This is a genomic window from Acinetobacter sp. A1, assembly GCF_012371315.1.
In the GTDB taxonomy this organism is placed as follows: Bacteria; Pseudomonadota; Gammaproteobacteria; order Pseudomonadales; family Moraxellaceae; genus Acinetobacter.
Genome location: NZ_JAAZQY010000078.1, coordinates 1 through 1,174 on the forward strand (window position 1 = coordinate 1; position 1,174 = coordinate 1,174).

General features: G+C 45.1%; 1 protein-coding gene. It reads right to left on the reverse strand.

All coding sequences use genetic code 11. The features are described from left to right. Window position 1: 1 nt before the first annotated feature. On the reverse strand, window positions 2-1,174 hold a 1,173-nt coding region (gene tuf / locus HHA41_RS12970; RefSeq protein ID WP_171525317.1), incomplete at its 5' end, for an elongation factor Tu.

The window sequence follows — 1,174 nt, forward strand, 5'->3', positions numbered from 1 at the left end:
ATTATGCTGTTACTTTAGCAACAACACCCGCACCTACAGTACGACCACCTTCACGGATCGCGAAGCGTAAACCAGCGTCCATTGCGATTGGGTGGATTAATTCTACTGACATTTCTACGTTGTCACCTGGCATTACCATTTCAACGCCTTCTTTCAACTGGATTGCACCAGTTACGTCAGTTGTACGGAAATAGAATTGTGGACGGTAACCGTTAAGGAATGGAGTGTGACGACCACCTTCTTCTTTAGAAAGTACATATACTTCTGCATCGAATTTAGTGTGTGGCTTGATTGTACCTGGTTTAGCAAGTACTTGACCACGTTGTACGTCTTCACGCTTAGTACCACGTAGAAGAACACCACAGTTCTCACCCGCACGACCTTCGTCTAGAAGTTTACGGAACATTTCTACGCCAGTTACAGTTGTTTTAACTGTGTCTTTGATACCAACGATTTCAACTTCTTCGCCTACTTTCACGATACCAGTTTCAACACGGCCAGTTACTACTGTACCACGACCAGAAATTGAGAATACGTCTTCGATTGGCATTAAGAATGCTTGGTCGATTGCACGTACTGGCTCTGGAATGTAAGTGTCAAGCGCTTCAACAAGAGCTACAACAGCGTCTTCGCCGTATTGACCTGATTCACCGTTAAGTGCTGCAAGAGCAGAACCACGGATTACTGGAGTGTCATCGCCTGGGAAGTCGTAAGTAGAAAGAAGTTCACGAACTTCCATTTCAACTAATTCGATTAACTCTTCGTCGTCTACGATATCGCATTTGTTTAAGAATACGATGATGTAAGGTACACCTACCTGACGAGAAAGAAGGATGTGTTCACGAGTTTGTGGCATTGGACCATCAGTCGCTGAACAAACAAGGATCGCACCGTCCATCTGAGCAGCACCAGTGATCATGTTTTTAACATAGTCGGCGTGGCCTGGGCAGTCTACGTGCGCGTAGTGACGAGTTGGAGAGTCGTATTCTACGTGAGAAGTATTAATTGTAATACCACGTGCTTTTTCTTCTGGTGCAGAGTCGATTGCAGCGTAGTCTTTCGCTTCACCACCGAATGTTTTTGCACATACAGTTGCAATTGCAGCTGTTAAAGTTGTTTTACCATGGTCAACGTGACCGATTGTGCCCACGTTAACGTGTGGCTTATTACGTTC